Source organism: Streptomyces sp. NPDC048142 (assembly GCF_043202835.1).
Taxonomy (GTDB): domain Bacteria; phylum Actinomycetota; class Actinomycetes; order Streptomycetales; family Streptomycetaceae; genus Streptomyces.
In genome coordinates, this window is sequence record NZ_JBIDBC010000022.1 from 89,953 (window position 1) to 107,396 (window position 17,444).

At 72.5% G+C, this 17,444-nt stretch carries 13 protein-coding genes; 10 read left to right on the forward strand and 3 right to left on the reverse strand.

The window, feature by feature from the left end; all coding sequences use genetic code 11:
• Window positions 1-252 precede the first annotated feature (252 nt).
• The 4 genes from ACGF2Y_RS25150 to ACGF2Y_RS25165 all read left to right on the forward strand — a co-directional run bounded on the left by ACGF2Y_RS25150 (window position 253) and on the right by ACGF2Y_RS25165 (window position 4,936).
• A complete protein-coding gene (locus tag ACGF2Y_RS25150; protein ID WP_392951548.1) occupies window positions 253-618 on the forward strand; it encodes an ArsR/SmtB family transcription factor in 366 nt (121 codons plus the stop codon).
• Window positions 602-3,421 (forward strand): magnesium-translocating P-type ATPase, encoded by a 2,820-nt coding sequence (gene mgtA, locus ACGF2Y_RS25155; protein ID WP_392951550.1) that lies wholly within the window; start codon window positions 602-604, stop codon window positions 3,419-3,421. Before ACGF2Y_RS25150 ends, mgtA begins: the two co-directional genes overlap by 17 nt.
• A 280-nt stretch (window positions 3,422-3,701) precedes the next feature.
• Window positions 3,702-4,277 (forward strand): TerD family protein, encoded by a 576-nt coding sequence (locus ACGF2Y_RS25160; RefSeq protein WP_392951552.1) that lies wholly within the window; start codon window positions 3,702-3,704, stop codon window positions 4,275-4,277.
• A 59-nt stretch (window positions 4,278-4,336) separates the two neighbouring features.
• Window positions 4,337-4,936, forward strand: coding sequence for a class I SAM-dependent methyltransferase (locus ACGF2Y_RS25165; protein ID WP_392951554.1), 600 nt, complete (start codon window positions 4,337-4,339; stop codon window positions 4,934-4,936).
• Window positions 4,937-5,068: 132 nt separating this feature from the next.
• Here ACGF2Y_RS25165 and ACGF2Y_RS25170 read toward each other — a convergent pair whose 3' ends face one another.
• On the reverse strand, window positions 5,069-5,974 hold the full coding sequence (locus ACGF2Y_RS25170) for an oxygenase MpaB family protein (RefSeq protein WP_392951556.1): 906 nt from the start codon (window positions 5,972-5,974) through the stop codon (window positions 5,069-5,071).
• 204 nt (window positions 5,975-6,178) lie between these two features.
• Between ACGF2Y_RS25170 and ACGF2Y_RS25175 the strand changes: the two genes are divergently transcribed.
• Window positions 6,179-7,063, forward strand: coding sequence for a hypothetical protein (locus ACGF2Y_RS25175; RefSeq protein WP_392951558.1), 885 nt, complete (start codon window positions 6,179-6,181; stop codon window positions 7,061-7,063).
• 22 nt (window positions 7,064-7,085) lie between these two features.
• Here the strand turns inward: ACGF2Y_RS25175 and ACGF2Y_RS25180 are convergent, their stop codons facing one another.
• Together ACGF2Y_RS25180 and ACGF2Y_RS25185 are read right to left on the reverse strand one after the other, a co-directional pair.
• On the reverse strand, window positions 7,086-7,268 hold the full coding sequence (locus ACGF2Y_RS25180; protein ID WP_392951561.1) for a hypothetical protein: 183 nt from the start codon (window positions 7,266-7,268) through the stop codon (window positions 7,086-7,088).
• 98 nt (window positions 7,269-7,366) lie between these two features.
• Entirely contained in the window at window positions 7,367-8,437 is a 1,071-nt protein-coding gene (locus ACGF2Y_RS25185; protein ID WP_392951564.1) for a fatty acid desaturase family protein, read from the reverse strand.
• 256 nt (window positions 8,438-8,693) lie between these two features.
• Here ACGF2Y_RS25185 and ACGF2Y_RS25190 point away from each other — a divergent pair, with 256 nt between their 5' ends.
• The 5 genes from ACGF2Y_RS25190 (at window position 8,694) to ACGF2Y_RS25210 (ending at window position 17,250) form a co-directional block, all read left to right on the forward strand.
• Window positions 8,694-11,765, forward strand: a complete 3,072-nt coding sequence (locus tag ACGF2Y_RS25190) for a DEAD/DEAH box helicase (RefSeq protein WP_392951567.1) — start codon at window positions 8,694-8,696, stop codon at window positions 11,763-11,765.
• The gene (locus tag ACGF2Y_RS25195; RefSeq protein WP_392951570.1) at window positions 11,762-13,255 is read left to right on the forward strand and encodes an SWF or SNF family helicase; all 1,494 of its coding nucleotides are present in this window, start codon (window positions 11,762-11,764) and stop codon (window positions 13,253-13,255) included. Before ACGF2Y_RS25190 ends, ACGF2Y_RS25195 begins: the two co-directional genes overlap by 4 nt.
• Before the next feature lie 342 nt (window positions 13,256-13,597).
• Window positions 13,598-14,182: an N-acetylmuramoyl-L-alanine amidase gene (locus ACGF2Y_RS25200; RefSeq protein WP_392951573.1), complete on the forward strand. Its 585-nt coding sequence runs from the start codon at window positions 13,598-13,600 to the stop codon at window positions 14,180-14,182.
• A gap of 113 nt (window positions 14,183-14,295) precedes the next feature.
• Window positions 14,296-15,549: a GAF domain-containing protein gene (locus ACGF2Y_RS25205; RefSeq protein ID WP_392951576.1), complete on the forward strand. Its 1,254-nt coding sequence runs from the start codon at window positions 14,296-14,298 to the stop codon at window positions 15,547-15,549.
• 177 nt (window positions 15,550-15,726) lie between these two features.
• Window positions 15,727-17,250, forward strand: a complete 1,524-nt coding sequence (locus tag ACGF2Y_RS25210) for an aldehyde dehydrogenase family protein (RefSeq protein ID WP_392951579.1) — start codon at window positions 15,727-15,729, stop codon at window positions 17,248-17,250.
• Window positions 17,251-17,444 lie beyond the last annotated feature (194 nt).

The window sequence follows — 17,444 nt, forward strand, 5'->3', positions numbered from 1 at the left end:
TCGCTTCGGGCCGACAGCATGGCAACCGGTCGGCTTCGTTCGAGTGGGTTGATCGTTCTTGACCGGTGCGGCTTCGCCACGGTCGTTCTTTGCCGCACAACGGACCTCATTGCGCCTCTCTTCGACGGGCCTGATGCCCCGCGCGGGCCTCGGGCTCATCCGGCGCGGCCCCTACACTGGTCTTTTCGGCTGCCTGGTACGGGCAGCGGTGCCGGGTCCGCGCAGACGGCCCGGGGACGAGGAGATACGAGCGTGTCGACAGGTTCCGGCGGCGGTTTCCAGGATCCGCCCGCGGAGGTGCTCGCGGAGGCCGCATCGGCGTTCGGGCTCCTGGCGACACCGGCACGGCTGCACATCGTGTGGGCACTGGCGCAGGGCGAGAGCGATGTGACAGGACTCGCCGAGCGGGTCGGCGGCACGCTTCCCTCCGTCAGCCAGCACCTGACGAAGCTGAAGCTGGCCGGTCTCGTCCGCTCCCGCCGCGAAGGCCGACGGCAGGTCTATCTGGTCGACGATCCCGATGTGGTGACGGTCGTCCGGCTCATGGTCGGTCAATTGGCCGAACGCGCCGGGCACTCCTCCCAGAAGCCCGTCCTCCTGCGTGAGCTCGGTGCCTGAGAGCGGTTCAGCCGCGGGTCCCGGACACCTCACCGCCGGCACGCCGGCCTCCGTCACACCGTTTCCCGGCACCGGCACCGGCACCGGCACCGGCAAGAATGCCTCGGCAGCATCCGGCGGGGGCCGCACGACCACCGCCCCGGCCTCCGGCACCGGGCCCACCTCCCTGCAGACGCTGCGCGCCCTCGACAGCGGGCCGCGCGGGCTGCTGGAGACGGAGGCCGAGATCCGGCTCGGCCGGACGGGCGAGAACGTGCTGCCCGCCCGGCGGCCCGTGCCCTGGCCCCGGCGCTTCCTGCGCAGCTTCCGGGACCCCTTCACCTCCGTACTGCTCTGCCTCGGCCTGGTGTCGGCCCTCGTCTCCGCCTGGGGCACCGCCTGCGTCATCCTGGCGCTCGTCGCGGTGAGCTGCCTGCTGCGTTCGGCGGAGGAGCACCGTGCCGACCGGTCGACCGCGGCGCTGCGCGAACTGGTGGCGACCACGGCGACCGTGCTGCGCCGCGCCTCGGACGATGCCTCTCCCCTCGAACGGGAGGTGCCGGTCGCCGACCTGGTGCCGGGGGACGTGATCCGGCTGCGGCCGGGCGATCTCGTACCCGCCGACGTGCGGCTGCTGCGCACCGACGGACTCACCGTGCATCAGTCGGCCCTGACCGGGGAGTCCGCGCCGGTGGCCAAGGAGGCCCTCGACGTCCCCGACCCAGCGCTGTCCGGGGCCGGACCGTTCGCACAGCCGCAGTGGTGCTTCCAGGGCAGCAGTGTCACCTCCGGCAGCGGTACGGCGGTGATCGTGGCCACCGGTGGGGAGACCCGGTTCGCCGCCGCCCATGACGGCAGGGCCGGGCAGCGGGGCGCGAGCGCCTTCGAGCGGTCCGTCCAGGGGATCTCCTGGACGCTGATCCGCTTCATGCTTCTGACCCCGCCCCTGGTGCTGATGGCCAATGCGGCGCTGCGCGGCCGGGGCCTGGAGACGCTGCCGTTCGCCGTGGCCGTCGCCGTGGGGCTCACCCCGGAGATGCTGCCGGTCATCGTCACGACGACGCTCGCGCGGGGCGCCGCCCGGCTGGCGCGCACCAGCGGAGTGATCGTCAAGCGGCTCCCGGCGCTGCACGACCTGGGCGCGGTCGATGTGCTGTGCCTGGACAAGACCGGCACGCTGACCGAGGACCGGCCTGTCGTCGCAGGGGCGACCGACGGTGCGGACCGGCCCGATCCGGACGTACTGCGGTGGGCGGCGGTCAGCGCGCTGTGGACGCTCCAGCTGGCGGAACTGCCCGCGGCCGACTCGCTCGACGAAGCGGTGCTGGACGCCGCCGACGAGTACGGTCCGTCCGCTGCCGGGGAGGTGGATCCGGACGCGTACGAGGGCGTCGCGGTGCTGCCCTTCGATCCGGTGCGGCGCGTCGCGACGGCGGTGGTCGGGCGGCCCGGCCGGCCCGGCGTCCACACCCTGGTCACCAAGGGTGCCGTCGAGGCCGTGCTCGACCGGTGCGCCATGGACCGGGAAGAGCGTGACCGGCTGCTCGCCCTGGCGGACCGGAAGGCCGGAACGGGACTGCGTCTGCTGGCCGTGGCCCGTGCCGACCGGGCGGCCGGGCCGGGCGCGTACACGCCTGCGGACGAGCGGGATCTGACCTTCCTGGGCCTGGTGGCGCTGCGCGATGTTCCGGCCCCGAGCGCCGCCGACGCGCTCGGGGTACTCGCGCGGCGGGGCGTGAGCGTCAAGGTGCTCACCGGCGACCATCCGGGCACGGCCGCCCGGGTGTGCGCGGATCTCGGCCTGCGCCCGGAGGGGCGCTCCGGCCCCGGTGATGTGGTGACGGCCGAGCTGGTGGACACCCTGTCGGACGCGGAGCTGGTCCGGGTGGCGGACCGGGCCACGGTGTTCGCGCGCTGCACCCCCGAGCACAAGGCCCGGATCGTCTCGGCCCTGCGCGCCGGCGGCCACACGACCGGCTTCCTCGGCGACGGCGTCAACGACCTGCCCGCCCTGCACGCCGCCGACGTCGGCATCTGTCCCCGCAACGCCGTGGACGTGGCCAGGGAGGCGGCCGATGTGGTCCTGGCGGAAAAGGACCTCACCGCGATCGACCGTGCGGTGCTGGCAGGCCGGCACAGCAGCGGGAACATCGCCACCTATCTGCGGATCACTCTCTCGTCGAACCTCGGCAACGTCATCGCCATGCTGACGGCCGGGCTGATGCTGCCCTTCCTTCCCATGCTCCCGGCGCAGGTGCTGGTGCAGAACCTCTGCTTCGACGCGGCGCAGCTGGCGTTCGCGTTCGACCGCCCGGCGGCTTCGGTCCTGCGTCGCCCCACCGTGCTGCGGCCGCGCGACTTCCTGCGCTTCATCACGGGTTTCGGCCTGCTCAACGCGGCCGCGGACCTCGCCACCTTCGGGGTGCTCGCGTTCGCCCTCCACCATGCGCCCGCGGACGGCGGGGAGGCGGCGTTCCACGCCGGGTGGTTCACGGAGAACCTGCTCACCCAGGCCCTCGTGATGATTCTGCTGCGGACCGGTCGCAGTGCCGCCGAACGCCGGGCGGGTGAGCCTCTGCGGGCTGCCGCCGCGGGTCTCGCCGCCGTCGGCGTCGTCCTCCCGCTCACTCCGCTCGGGCCGTCGCTGGGGATGAGCGCCCTGCCGCCCCTCTACTACCTGTTGCTCGGCTCGATCCTGGGGCTGTACGCGGTCGGGCTCACGGCGGCCCGCCGCCGCTACGAGCGCCGCCACCTGCCCGACGCGGCGCCGGAGCACGTAACGCAGGGCAAGCCGGGAGGCAAGGAAGGCCACACCGAACGCTGAGGGGTGCCCGTACCTCCTCGAAGCGACAGTTGTACGGTTGCGCAATGTGGCAACTGTCGCCCACTGGTGCGCCCGGGGCCGGGCGACGACCCGGCCTTCCCCGCCGCCGCTCATTTCATGGCTTGCGCAATCCGGGAACCCGGAACGCCGTGCCGAGCGTTCGTACAGGTAGCGGCCACAAGAGTGACAGCGGAACGGCACTGATCGCCGGACCCGGACGCGGTGAAGCCGCAGGATCCCGGATCGCACGTGCGGACCTACAGAACACTGGAGGAAATTCATGGGTGTGACCCTGGCCAAGGGCGGCAACGTCTCCCTGTCGAAGGAGGCCCCCGGTCTGACCGCCGTGACGGTCGGGCTCGGCTGGGACGTACGGACCACGACCGGCGCCGATCACGACCTGGATGCCAGTGCGCTGCTGTGCTCCGAGGCGGGCAAGGTCCTCTCCGACGGCCACTTCGTCTTCTACAACAACCTCAACAGTCCCGACGGTTCCGTCCGCCACACCGGGGACAACCTGACGGGTGAGGGCGAGGGCGACGACGAGTCGGTCGAGGTCGACCTGGCGTCGGTCCCCGCCGAGATCGCGAAGATCGTGTTCCCCGTCTCGATCCACGACGCCCAGAGCCGGGGCCAGAGCTTCGGCCAGGTACGCAACGCGTTCATCCGGGTGGTGAACCGGGCCAACGGCGTCGAGCTCGCCCGTTACGACCTGAGCGAGGACGCCTCCACCGAGACCGCGATGGTCTTCGGCGAGCTGTACCGGCACGGCGCCGAGTGGAAGTTCCGGGCCGTCGGCCAGGGGTACGCATCAGGCCTGGCGGGCATCGCCTCGGACTACGGCGTCAACGTCTGACCGGACAGCTCGGCTTCCGGTGATCGCGAGGCCCACGCCGGTTGCGCGATCATGTCCCCATGGCCAATGACCACACTCATGTCCTGGACTTCTTCACTCCGCGTGCGGCCGGCTGGGACAGCCGGTTCCCCGACGACGGTCCCGCCTGTACCGCCGCGGTCGGTCTGCTCGGGCTGCGCCCCGGCGACGCGGTGCTCGACGCGGGCTGCGGGACGGGGCGTGCGATGCCCGCGCTGCGGGCGGTCGTCGGGCCGCGGGGCACGGTGCTGGGCGCCGATCTCACTCCGGCCATGCTGGAGGAAGCGACACGGGCGGGACGAGGAGACAGCGGGACACTGCTCCGTGCCGATATCGCGCGGCTGCCGCTGCGCGACGGGGTCCTGGACGCGGTGTTCGCCGCCGGGCTGATCTCGCATCTGGCCCACCCCGAGGCGGATACGGCGGAACTCGCCCGTGTGGTCCGGCCGGGCGGGGTCCTGGCTCTGTTCCATCCGATCGGCCGGGCCGCCCTCGCCGCGCGTCAGGGACGCGTCATCTCCGACGACGACCTGCGGGCCGAGCCCAGGCTGCGTGACCTGCTGGCCGGTGCGGGGTGGCGGCTGGAGTCCTACACCGACGAGGACGACGGCTTTCTCGCCCTCGCGGTCAGGCAGGCCTGAGGCCGGGGGCGCAGCCAGGACCCGGTGCCGTACAGGAAGCGTCGAGCCGTACGGGACCGGCGCACGGCCCCCGGTCGGTGCGTCGGCCCGGTCCGCCCGGCCGAGGTGCACGGCTCGGTCGGGGCGGTCGCGTCACTCGACGGGCGACTGCGACGGCCCCCGGCCCGGAACCGGGCAGCCGCGGACGCCCGGCGTGGGGAACGTACCGAGCCCCGCGATCTCGTACCCGTCCGGATATCCCTTGATCTCGGGGTTCTGGCGCGCGTAGTGGGGAGTCCGCCGGGGTGGCAGGAGCCGGACGGCACGCGCCCGGAGCCGAAGCGAGCCCCTGGTCAAACCGCGGGCGACCGGCCCCGGGCGGCGGTAGCGGAAGGCCTTGAGCAACGAGTCGTCCAGGAGCGCGAGGCTGGCGCCGCGCACCACCGGGGCGAGGGGCGCCGGATACCAGGATCCCATCAGCGCCAGGGTGGCGTCGGAGACCCGGCGGGCTCCTTCGTCCCAGCCGAAATGCTCCTCCTCGTAGGCGTCGAGGGTGCGCTCGAAGTCCTCGTAGCTCACCGGGATGTCCTTGATCCCCATGCGGGCACCGAGCGTGCGGTAATAGGCGGCGAAGGCGCCCAGCTCGTGGCAGCAGAGGCGTCGCCAGCCGAAACTGTCCAGCCAGCGCTTCGGGGTGACGACGAACGTGCACAGGACGTAGCGCATGTCGTCGTTGCTGATGTCGTAGCTGCGGTGCATCTGGTTGATCCGGCGGACGGCTGTGCGGCCTTCGTCGGTGTCGAAGCCGTGCTCCGTCACCGTGTCGAGCAGCAGGGCCGTGTCGTCGTAGCGCTTCTGGGAGCGCTCCGTCAACTCCGCGGTCTCGTCCAGGAGTCGACCGATGCTGGGCACGGCATAGGTGCGGTAGAGGGCCAGTTCGAGAGCGCGGGTGATGTCCCAGGGGAACTCGTAGGTGACGGTGAGGCGGTAGATCTCCAGGAAGTCCCGCTCGGGGTCAAGTCGCTGAATCTCTTTCAGCCGGTCGTACCGCTTCACCATGCTGTCCCCCTCGTTCGGCCGGATGCCCAAGCTTACTCGGATGCCTCCCGCGCGCCCGGACCTGGCGGCCTCCGGCACCCGGACGGGGTGGTCCACGACTGCGGTCCGCCGCTGTTCGTCAGGGCCTCGACGAGGGGGCTACCGAGTAGTTAGGGTGCGCCGACGGGCCAAGGGACGCAGGACCGAGCGATGGGCAGGCGGGCGATGACCGACAGGGAGAACACCGTGGCCGGTGCGGGCGATGCGGTCGCCGACGACTCGCTGCTGGTGCTGACCGCGATGCTGCTGACGCCTGCGCGGTTCCCGAGCGTGCTGGGTGACGACTACGTGGCCGCGTGCGACGCGCTCGCGCTCGAACCGTACGAGGAGGGCTACGGACTCGTTCTCGGGCAGGACGGCGAGGGGGCTCGATGGACCGTGGTGGTCGAGGACGCCTCCCAGGTGGCCGTCGCCATCGCCGCGTGGGACTGCGGCATGGAGCACGACCTGTCTCCCGACGAGCGCTCCATGGTGTGCGCGCTGCCGGGCTGGCCGATGGACCTGGCCGTCTCGGCGCCCGGTGTCCCGGATCCGCACGATCCGGAGACGGACGGGAAGGGCCCCGCACCGCTGTCCCCTCCCGACGCGGAGGCCTGGGGCCCGGCGCAGCGGCGGCTCGGGGCGGACGACATCGCCGCGCAGTGGCCGGTGTGGCGCGAGCAGATCGACGAGGCGCGGTTCCCGCGGCCAGGGGCCGAGGGAGAGCCGGAGAACGGCACGGAGCGCGAACCGGAGGACCGCACCGGGGGTGAGCCCGGGAACGATTCCTCGCCGTCCCTCCGGCACCCCGGCGTACGCAGGGCCCTGTCGGAGGCGGAGGCATATACGAAGGCTCCGCCGCCACCCGGGCGGATCCGCTCCTCGTACGCCACCGCCGACGCACGGACCTTGCGCGTCGACGGCCCGGGGTGGTCGATGGTGGCCCGGACCGACGACATCGCCCTGTTCCTGCTGGACGAGGAGCCGGGCATGGTCATCCCCGTCGGCCGTGGAGCCGCCCTGCCCAGCCTGCTCACCGCTCTGGACGGGCTGGCCGTCCACCCCACGTGAAACCGCTCACGGGCGTCCGGCCTCAGCGGCCGATCTCCTTGCGGTTGATCCTGCGGAGCCTGCGCCGCTGGGACGGGTCAAGCAGCAGATAGCCCGCCACGGGAACTCCGATCACGATCAGCAGCGCCCACCAGAATCCGATCAGGGGCCACAGGATGGCTGCCGCGACAACGCCCCCGATAGCGATCTTCGCACCATTCGACATGGTCCACGCCTCCTTCGCGACCGGCGCCGCTCCTGTTGTGTGAACGCCTCCGCGCTCCCTTACGTTCCCCATCGGCCTTGCGTTCCCCATCGGCCGCGCTATCGCAGCGGCTCACCGACCTCGTGCATGTGCGACAGCGCCTGCCGGTAGGACTCGATCAGGCCGGTCTCCGCGTACGGCATGCCGATCCCGGAGCAGTGCGCCTTGACCAGGGGCTGAGCGAGCCGCAGGTTGGGGCGCGGCATGCTCGGGAAGAGGTGGTGCTCGATCTGGTAGTTCAGCCCGCCGAGGAACCAGTCGGTCAGGACGGCGCCGCGTACGTTGCGCGAGGTCAGGACCTGCCGCTGGAGGTGGCCCCAGCGCTCGCCGTCGGGGTCGGGCATCTCCATGCCCTTGTGGTTCGGGGCGAAGGCCATACCCAGGTGGAGGCCGAACAGCGCGTGCAGCACCAGAGCGAAGACGATCGCCTTGCCCGGGGACAGCGTGCTCAGCAGCAGCGTCGCGTAGAGGGCTATGTGCGCGGTCAGCAGCAGCGCCGAGACGGCCCGCTCCCGGAGGGGCTGACGGCGCAGGAACTGGAATCCGTAGATCTTCAGCGCGATGCCTTCGAGCAACAGCATCGGAAAGAACAGCCGGGCCTGGTTCCTGGTCAGCCAGCGGGCGAAGCCCTCACGCTGCGCCGCCTGCTTCTGGGTCCAGACCAGGGCTCCCACACCGACATCGGGATCCTTGTCGATGTGGTTGGGGTTGGCGTGGTGGCGTACGTGCTTGTCGTTCCACCACGCCTCGTTCATGCCGAGCAGCAGATTGGCGTGTACGAGACCGATCAGCCTGCTCGTCCTGCGGTCACCGGATATCTGCGCATGCCCCGCGTCATGGGCGACGAAGGCCGTACGGGTCCACAGGACCGCCCATGGCAGCGTGAGGAGCAGGCTCCACCAGGTGTCGCCCAGCAGGACGAAACCGGTGATCACCGCACCCAGGGCCGCCAGGTTGACGGCGATGCCGAGCACATACCGGTCCGTGCGGCGCTCCAGCAGGCCCTGGTCCCGCACGCCACGCAGCAGCGGCGCGAAGTCGCTTCCGGCCGCCGCCCCACGGGTGCCGGCCGGGTGGTCCGGACTGCTCTCGTCGGCGGGATCCGCAACAGTGGCTGTCGCCTGGGGCATGACGTCTCCGGTTCTCTGGAACATATGCGCTGACCTCATCGAACGTACGGACCGGGGGCCGGCGGGGGCCATGGCGCCACCACCCGGGTCTTCCTGGGGCAGACCCCGTGCCCGATGGTGGGGCTGGCTGCACCATCGAGACCGGGAAGAGAGATGAGTGACGCGCGCCACACAGTCACACGGGTCGCCGTCGCGCGGAGTGGAGTACCCTCGGCGACTCCGCCCACTAGTCAAATTTGAGGAATCTGACATCGCTGTGCACAAGCACCCTGCGGCAACGCCCTCCGAGATCGCCGAACTGTCCCGCTGCTCCGCGGTCTTCGTCCCCGCGGATCCGGCCCGTACCGGCAGGATCGCGTTCTGGAATCCGGACGGTAGCACTCCTTTTGACACCCTCGGGACTTCGGCGGAACTGACCGTGGTCGCAGCCGACCTGCGCCCCCGTACGGTTTCGGCGCTGTGCTTCCCCGTACGGGACGCCCTGCCGGTGCTGACCCGGGCGCGCTCCGTCGCGCAGGCCTCCCCCGCCACGGCCTTCTGGGGCGCCGCCGCGCTGCTCGCTCTCCAGTTCGTCGCCCGCGGCCTACTGCTGCCGGGGCTGAGTGCCACCGACCACGACGCCTGGCGGATCGGACCGTTGAGCGCCGAGGATCTCGAACGGATCCGGGAACTTGCGGCGTCGATGCCGCCGACCGCGCACGCGACTCCCGTTCCGGACGAGGGCGACGGGAAGCCGGGCGGACCCGAAGGGCTGGGCGGTGCAAGCGGCCTGGGCGCTTCCGGCCGGCCGGCCGGAACGCGGGAGCCGAGCGCGACGAACGGCTCCGCCGACGAACCGCTGCTGCCCGAACCGGAGCGTCTGCTCCGTGCGTTCCTCGATGCCGTGGCCGACGCGATGCCCCGCACGCCGGCCGCCGGATTCGCCGCCGCCGGGCCCGCGTTCACCGCCCAGCAGCCGCAGCACCTGCCCGGGGGACGCGCCTGGGCGGCCGATGTCGCGGCCGGTCACGACGCGGGCGTACGGCTCTCGCTGCGTATAGAGGTCACGGGCGTGACGTCGGGGAGGAGCGGTCCGGAGGCACCCGCCGGCACCGCCCCGGGCGCGGTGGGGCCGGGGTCCGGTCCGGACGTGGTCACGCCGTCGTTCCGTGCCGTGCCGCAGATCCACAGTGTCAGTGATCCCTCCTTGGTCGCCGACGCGGCCGAGGTGTGGGCGGGCGGCTCACGGACCGCCGCCGCGTTCGGGCCGCGGGCCCGGATGGACGCCCTCCTCACCCTGCGGCGGGCCGCCCGTGCCTGGCCGCCGCTGGCGCCGTTGCTCTCCGCCGCGGTGCCGGACTCGGTGGAGCCGGCCGACGAGGAGATCGCCGAGCTGCTGGGACCCGCCTCGCGTGCCCTGGCCGCCGCCGGTGTGCAGGTGCACTGGCCCAGGGAACTGGCCAAGAAGCTCACAGCGCGCGCCGTGATCGGCCCGGACGACGGAAACCCCACGGACCGGGACGTCACGGACCGGGAGGGTGACGGGCTGGGGGCCGGGCCACGGGGGCGGACCGCTGCGGACACGCCCTCGTTCCTCTCCGCCGACGCCCTGCTGTCGTTCGACTGGCGGTTCGCCCTGGGCGACCGGAAGCTGACCCGCGAGGAGCTGGACCAGCTCGCCGAGTCCACCAGGCCCATCGTGCGGCTGCGCGACCAATGGGTGCTCATCGACCCCGAGGAGGCGCGCAGGGCCCGGGAGACCCAGGACCGCAAGGTCACCCCGATCGACGCTCTCGGCGCGGTGCTGACCGGTTCCACGGAGGTGGACGGCCGTCGCGTCGAGGTGGCGGCGACCGGATGGCTCCAGGGGGTACGGGACCGGCTGGCCGATCCGGAGTCCTCCGCCCGGCAGGCGATCGGGCAGCCCGAAGCTCTCACCGCGACCTTGCGCGACTACCAGTTGCGCGGTCTGAACTGGCTGAACACGATGACCTCGCTCGGCCTCGGGGCCTGCCTCGCCGACGACATGGGCCTGGGCAAGACGATCACGCTCATCGCCCTGCATCTGCACCGGCAGAGCGACCGCGACGCGGCCGGCCCGACGCTGGTGGTGTGTCCGACGTCGTTGATGGGCAACTGGCAGCGGGAGACCGAGAGGTTCGCGCCGGGTACCCCTGTCCGCCGCTTCCACGGTGCGTCGCGTTCCCTGGAGGGCCTGGCGGACGGCGAGTTCGTCCTGACGACCTACGGCACGATGCGCCTCGACGCGCCCCGGCTCGCCGCCGTGTCCTGGGGCATGGTCGTCATCGACGAGGCGCAGCACGTCAAGAACCCGCACTCGGCGACGGCGAAGCAGTTGCGCACCCTCGGGGCCCGTGCCCGCGTCGCGCTCACCGGTACCCCGGTGGAGAACAACCTCTCCGAGCTGTGGGCGATCCTGGACTGGACCACGCCCGGCCTGCTCGGCCGGCTCGGCACCTTCCGTACGCGGTACGCCGCCGCGGTCGAGGGCGGCGACGACCCGGGTGCCGCCGAGCGGCTCGCGGCGCTGGTGCGGCCGTTCCTGCTGCGCCGGCGGAAGGCCGATCCGGGGATCGCGCCCGAGCTGCCGCCGAAGACCGAGACCGACCGGGCCGTGTCGCTGACGCCGGAGCAGACCGGCCTGTACGAGGCGGTGGTCCGCGAGACCCTGGCGGAGATCTCCGCCGCCGACGGCTTCGAGCGGCGGGGGCTCGTGATGAAGCTGCTCACCGCGCTCAAGCAGATCTGCAACCACCCCGCGCAGTACCTCAAGGAGGAGCAGCCGCGGATCGCGGACCGGTCGGGGAAGGTCGAGCTGCTGGACGAACTCCTGGACACGATCCTCGCCGAGCAGGGGTCGGTGCTGGTCTTCACGCAGTACGTGCGGATGGCCCGGCTGCTGGAGGAGCACCTGGCCGCGCGCGGGGTGGCCACGCAGTTCCTGCACGGCGGTACGCCGGTGGTCCGCCGCGAGGAGATGGTGGCCCGCTTCCAGGCGGGCGAGGCGCCGGTGTTCCTGCTGTCCCTCAAGGCCGCGGGCACCGGGCTCAACCTCACCCGGGCCGGTCATGTCGTGCACTTCGACCGCTGGTGGAATCCGGCGGTCGAGGCGCAGGCGACGGACCGGGCGTACCGGATCGGCCAGACGCAGCCGGTGCAGGTGCACCGGCTGATCGCCGAGGGCACGATCGAGGACCGGATCGCCGAGATGCTCGCCCGCAAGCAGGGCCTCGCGGACGCGGTGCTCGGCTCCGGCGAGGCGGCGCTGACCGAACTGACCGATGCGGAACTGGCCGACCTGGTCGAGCTGCGAGGGGGCGCACGATGAGCGACGGTTACGAGGACGACTTCGCGTACGAGGAAGCGTACGCGGACACGTACGGGGCGGATTCCCGGGCGGGCGGCACGGACGCGCCCAACGCCTGGGACGGGAACGACGACGGATCCGACGGCGGGACGTCGCCGGGCGGCCGGCGCGGACCGGAGCGTACGTTCGTGGCGCTTCCCCCCGCGCAGGGCCGGGGTTTCGCCACGTCCTGGTGGGGCCGGGCGTGGCTCAAGGCCCTGGAGGACACGGCGCTGGACGGACAACAGCTCAAGAAGGGCCGGCGGCTGGCCCGGGAGGGCAGGGTCGGGGCGGTCTCCGTACGGCCGGGCCGGATCACGGCCGTGGTGCGGGACCGTGACGGCACGGCCCACCGCAGCGACGTCCTGCTCCAGCAGCTCGGCGCGGGAGCCTGGGACCGGTTCCTGGACATGGCCGTGGACCGGGCCGGGCACATCGCGGCGCTGCTGGACCGGGAGATGCCGCCGCACCTGGTCGAGGACGCGGCGGGCGCCGGGGTCGATCTGCTGCCCGGCATCGGCGATCTGGAGCCGGAGTGCACCTGCGGCACCTGGGACCACTGCCCGCACTCGGGTGCTCTCTGCTACCAGGTGGCGCGGCTGCTCGACGAGGACCCGTTCGTCCTGCTGCTGATGCGGGGACGCGACGAGCGGCGGCTGCTGGACGAGCTCCAGGTGCGCAGCACCGCCCGCGCGGTCCTGGCGGGGGGCGACGGGACGCGGGAGCGAGCCGACGACGCGGGGCCGGAGCTTCACGGGGTCCCTGCCGGGGAGGCGTTCGCGGCGGCCGGGATCCTGCCGCCGCTGCCCACTCCCCCACCGGCCCCCGACGGGCCGGGGACCGGGCCGTCGCTGGACACGGAGACCGGGCCCGTGCCCGGGATCGACCCGGCGGCGCTGGAGGTGCTGGCGGCCGACAGTGCGGTGCGGGCCCGCCGGATGCTGCTGGACGCACTGGCCCCGGGGCACGAAGGACAGCCGCTCCCGGTGGAGCTGACCCCGCAGCAGGACGCGGTGCGGCTGGCCGCTGACGCCCGGCCGGAGCAGCGGATCGGGGCACGGCTGGCCACGGGGTCCGGCCGCCCGCCCGCGGACCTGGACGCGGCGGTCCGCGCCTGGCGGTACGGCGGGGTCGCGGCGCTCGCCGTGCTGGACGAGGAGTGGACGCCGGATCAGGAGCAGCTGGGGCGGGCCCGCGCCCGGCTCGGCGAGGCATGGGAGGCGGGCGAGCGGCCGGCGCTGCGGGCAAGCGGGCGGGCCCGCTGGACCGTTGTGGGCGCCGACGTCCAGCTCCGGCTCGACCCGAACGGGCGGTGGTGGCCCTACCGCAAGGAGCGCGGTCGTTGGGTGCCGGCGGGACCGGCGGACGACGACCCGGCGGGAGCGCTGGCGGGGGCCGACGGGGATGTGGCGGACGGGACCGATGGGACGAACGGGACGGACAGCGTGAACGGGACGGACGCAGCGGTCTGAGACGCCCGGGGCCGGGCTGACAGGCCGGGGGCTCCCGGGTCGGGGCAGGGGGTGGAATCCGGGGTGGCCGGTGCGTTCGCCCCTCCGCGGGGAAGCCGCGCATCCGGACGCGCGCGAGGCCGAAGCCCGGGAGGCCAAAGCGCTGGAGGCAGACGCGCGTCCGGAAGGCGACTGCGGGGAAACTGTGGGGAACCGGATGTCCGGCGGGCTCGTCATCTGCATCGGCGGGTACTGATCCGCGAGCCGGGGGCCTCACCGGCTCAACTCCGTACGCCCAGCACCCGCCCCGGCCTCGTCCTCACCCTCAGCCCAGCCCAGCCCAGCCCAGCCCCAGGAGTGTCGTTGCACCGCAGAAGGATCATTCAGTGCGCCGCCGCAGCGACGACGGCGGCTCTCCTGCCGGCCTCCGCTCGGGCCGTGGCGACGCCGCAGGGCACCACCGACTACGCGACGGCCTTCTGGGCTCCCGCCGCCCCCGCCAACTACACCGTCCCCGCCCGCCCTTCGGACCGCCGGGTCGACCGCGTCGTCATCCATGTCGCCCAACAGTTGTTCACGCCGACCACGGGCATCTTCCGCACCCCCTCCAAGCAGGTGTCGGCCCACTACGTGGTCCGCTCCGGCGACGGCCATGTCGCCCAGTGCGTACGCGAGAAGGACATCGCCTGGCACGCGGGCGACTGGAGCTGGAACACCCGGAGCATCGGCATCGAGCACGAAGCCTGGGTGGACCGCCCGGAGTTCTTCACGGACGTCATGTACCTGCGGTCCGCCAGACTCACTGCGGACATCTGCCGACGCCACCGCATCCCCAAGGACCGGGAGCACATCGTCGGCCACCACGAGGTACCGGGCAGCGACCACACCGACCCCGGCGTCCACTGGGACTGGGAGCGCTACCTCCGGCTCGTCGGCGAGGTCACCTGAGCGCCCTCCCCCGCCGCAGCCCGCGGTGATGACTCTCCGCACCGAGGTTGTCGCGGAGGCCTCCGGCGACGACGATGGGAGAGCCCGACGGCCCTTGGACGGGAGGGTTCACGTTGACGGATCCCTGGGTGGCCCTGGCGGCGGACACCGATCCCGGCGAACGGAGCGGCGAGCTGCGCCGCGCCCACGAGGTGTTCACCACGGCGGGACGGCTGGAGCAGCCGGTCCGTGCGGTGGTCGGCGCGTCCTGGCGCCGCTCGGCACGGGCGCGGGTCAGCCCGGACGACGCCCCCGCGGTGGAGCTCGGCCCGGACGAGCTGGGCCCCTATCGGGCGGCGCATCCGCTGGCCCGTGCGATGCCCGTGATCCGCGAACTGATGGGCGCGTACGCGACGGACGGGGAACATCTGCTGGCTGTCTGCGACGCCCACGGCCGCCTCCTGTGGGTCGAGGGGCATACGACGGCGCGGCGGCGGGCCGGCCTGATGAACTTCGTGGAGGGCGCCCGCTGGGCCGAGTCCGTGGCGGGAACGAACGCGCCGGGAACGGCGATCGCGGTGGACCGCCCGGTGCAGGTCTTCGCGGCCGAGCACTTCCTGCGGCCGGTCCAGCAGTGGACCTGCGCGGCGGCGCCGTTGCACGACCCGCACACCGGCCGGGTGCTGGGAGCCGTGGACATCACGGGCGGCGACCGTCTCGCCCATCCGCACAGTCTGGCGTTCGTCCAGGCAGTGGCACGAGCCGCCGAGTCGCAGCTCGCGCTGCTGGCCCCGCCGCCGGACGTCGAGGTGGTGCGGCTGGGCGCGCTGGGCCGGGACGAGGCGCTGCTGGAAGGACGGGGGCGGCGGCTGCGGCTCAGCCGGCGGCACAGCGAGATCCTGGTCGCCCTGGCCCGCCGGCCGGAGGGCCTGAGCGGTGAGGAGCTGCTGGTCGAGCTGTACGAGGACGAGTCGGTGACCCCGGTGACGCTGCGGGCCGAACTCTCCCGGCTCCGGCGGCTGCTGGGGCCCGAGCTGCTGGGCTCGCGTCCGTACCGGCTGGCCGTCCCGGTGGACGCCGACTTCGACACGGTGACGCGCCGGCTGGCTTCGGGCGCGGTGGCGGCGGCGCTGGACGCGTACGCGGGCCCGCTGCTGCCGGGTTCCCGGGCCCCGGCCGTCGTACGGCTGCGGCGACGGATCACCGAGCAGCTGCGGGCGGCGCTGATCGCCCGGCGGGATCCGGGGCTGCTCGCCGACTGGGCGTACAGCCCGTGGGGCGAGGAGGACCTGCCGGTGTGGCGCGCGCTGGCCGGGGCGGCTCCGGCGGGCCAGCGGGCGGCGTTGCTGGCCCGGGTCCGGGGCCTCGACGCCGAGCAGCGCGGCTGAGGGCATCGCGCAATTCCTGGCGGGCGCACGACGACAGCCCTTGGCACGACGCACCCTTCCTTCTCCCCTTCTTCTCCACCGCAGCGCCGCTGCAACGGCCTTGCAACGTCCCCGTCCCTAGCCTCGCGCCGAGGGCCGTCCGACGTCGGGCGGCACCGGATCCGGGAGGCCACAGAGATGACCCGTTACGCTGCGCCGGGCACCGAGGGCGCGATCGTCACGTTCGCGTCCCGCTACGACCACTGGATCGGCGGGCAGTACGTCCGGCCGGCCCGGGGGCAGTACTTCGAGAACCCGAGCCCGGTCAACGGCCGCCCGTTCACGGAGATCGCGCGCGGCACGTCCGAGGACGTCGAACTGGCCCTGGACGCCGCCCATGCGGCGGCTCCGGGCTGGGGCGCCACGTCCGCCGGGGACCGGGCCTCGGTGCTCAACAGGATCGCCGACCGGATGGAGGCCCGGCTGGAGGAGCTGGCGGTCGCCGAGAGCTGGGAGAACGGCAAGCCGGTGCGGGAGACGCTGGCGGCCGATATTCCGCTGGCCATCGATCACTTCCGCTACTTCGCGGGGGCTCTGCGCGCCCAGGAGGGTTCGCTCAGCGAGATCGACGACGACACCGTCGCGTACCACTTCCACGAACCGCTGGGCGTGGTCGGCCAGATCATCCCGTGGAACTTCCCCATCCTGATGGCCACGTGGAAACTCGCCCCGGCGCTCGCCGCGGGCAACGCGGTGGTCCTCAAGCCGGCCGAGCAGACGCCCGCCTCGATCCACTACTGGCTGAGCCTGGTGGCGGATCTGCTTCCGCCGGGCGTCGTCAACATCGTCAACGGCTTCGGAGCGGAAGCCGGCAAGCCGCTCGCCTCCAGCCCGCGCGTCGCGAAGATCGCCTTCACGGGTGAGACCACGACGGGGCGGCTGATCATGCAGTACGCCTCCGAGAACATCAAACCGGTGACGTTGGAGCTGGGAGGCAAGTCGCCGAACATCTTCTTCGACGACGTCTCGCGCGCCGACGACGACTTCCTCGACAAGGCGCTCGAAGGGTTCACCATGTTCGCCCTCAACCAGGGCGAGGTGTGTACGTGCCCGTCACGCGCTCTCATCCAGCGCGGCCACTACGGTGCGTTCCTGGAGGCGGGCATCGCCCGCACGGAGCAGATCGTGCCGGGTCACCCGCTGGACACCGACACGATGATCGGCGCCCAGGCGTCCAACGACCAGCTGCAGAAGATCCTCTCGTACCTGGACATCGGACAGCAGGAGGGGGCGAAGATCCTGACGGGAGGTCAGCGCATCGAGCACGGCGGCGAGTTGGCGGGTGGCTACTACGTCCAGCCGACGGTCTTCGAGGGCGACAACCGGATGCGGGTCTTCCAGGAGGAGATCTTCGGCCCGGTCGTGGCCGTGACCTCCTTCACGGACTTCGACGACGCCATCAGCACGGCGAACGACACGCTGTACGGGCTGGGGGCCGGAGTCTGGACCCGCGACGTCAACACGGCGTACCGGGCGGGGCGCGGGATCAAGGCGGGCCGGGTCTGGACGAACTGCTACCACGCCTACCCGGCGCACGCGGCATTCGGAGGCTACAAGCAGTCGGGCATAGGCAGGGAGAACCACAAGATGATGCTGGAGCACTACCAGCAGACCAAGAACCTCCTGGTGTCGTACTCGGCGAAGAAGCTGGGCTTCTTCTAGACGCCGACGAAGGGCGCCTGACCAGGTGGTTTCCCTCCAGGCGCCCTTCGCGGCGGGCATCCGGTCCATGGAGCGGGATGCCGGGCCGTTCACGGGCCGCGCCGAGCTTGCGCTGCTTCAGGCGCCCCGACCCCATGGCCTTCCTTTCGCACCGACCTGGATCGCCTCGCACCGACCGGGATCACCGGAGTGCG

What these genes read in the sequence shown, in the direction of transcription:
- ACGF2Y_RS25160 (WP_392951552.1), top strand. Translation starts at nt 3,702, where the DNA reads ATGGGTGTGACCCTGGCCAAGGGCGGCAACGTCTCCCTGTCGAAGGAG.
- ACGF2Y_RS25165 (WP_392951554.1), top strand. Translation starts at nt 4,337, where the DNA reads ATGGCCAATGACCACACTCATGTCCTGGACTTCTTCACTCCGCGTGCG.
- ACGF2Y_RS25170 (WP_392951556.1), bottom strand. Translation starts at nt 5,974, where the DNA reads ATGGTGAAGCGGTACGACCGGCTGAAAGAGATTCAGCGACTTGACCCC.
- ACGF2Y_RS25175 (WP_392951558.1), top strand. Translation starts at nt 6,179, where the DNA reads ATGACCGACAGGGAGAACACCGTGGCCGGTGCGGGCGATGCGGTCGCC.
- ACGF2Y_RS25180 (WP_392951561.1), bottom strand. Translation starts at nt 7,268, where the DNA reads ATGTCGAATGGTGCGAAGATCGCTATCGGGGGCGTTGTCGCGGCAGCC.
- ACGF2Y_RS25185 (WP_392951564.1), bottom strand. Translation starts at nt 8,437, where the DNA reads ATGCCCCAGGCGACAGCCACTGTTGCGGATCCCGCCGACGAGAGCAGT.
- ACGF2Y_RS25195 (WP_392951570.1), top strand. Translation starts at nt 11,762, where the DNA reads ATGAGCGACGGTTACGAGGACGACTTCGCGTACGAGGAAGCGTACGCG.
- ACGF2Y_RS25210 (WP_392951579.1), top strand. Translation starts at nt 15,727, where the DNA reads ATGACCCGTTACGCTGCGCCGGGCACCGAGGGCGCGATCGTCACGTTC.